Source organism: Curtobacterium sp. P97 (assembly GCF_023712445.1).
Classification (GTDB): Bacteria; Actinomycetota; Actinomycetes; order Actinomycetales; family Microbacteriaceae; genus Curtobacterium.
Genome location: NZ_JAMAYF010000206.1, coordinates 1 through 401, shown reverse-complemented (window position 1 = coordinate 401; position 401 = coordinate 1). Strand labels below are relative to the sequence as shown.

Annotated in this window: 1 protein-coding gene; it reads left to right on the top strand. The window is 73.8% G+C overall.

All coding sequences use genetic code 11. The features are described 5' to 3' along the window. Positions 1–401 (top strand): hypothetical protein (locus M3677_RS17675; protein ID WP_251161236.1); only part of this gene is annotated, 401 nt, incomplete at both ends.

Genomic DNA, 401 nt, shown 5'->3' with positions numbered 1-401 from the left:
GACGCGAGTGGGCGCCGAGGCGACCACCACCGACTTCTGGCCCACGGCGACCGCAGTCCTCACTGCTTCCGACGCCGACGAGGAGGTGCGGTGCGTCGTCCGCGAGGTGGTGCAGGCGCTCTCCACGACACCCGCCCACCGCGTCGCCGTGCTGTACACGGCACAGAACCCGTACGCGCGACTGCTCCACGAGCACCTCGACGCCGCCGACATCGTCGTCAACGGGCCCGGCACCCGGCCGGTGCACGAGCGCGCGCTCGCCCGTGCCGTGCTCGAACTCATCGACCTGGCCGGCGACGGACCCGACCGCGACGTCCCCCGCGGCGACCTCTTCCGGGTCCTCGCGACCGCCCCGATGCGCACCACGGCCGGCGATCTCATCCCGGTCAGCCGCTGGGAGC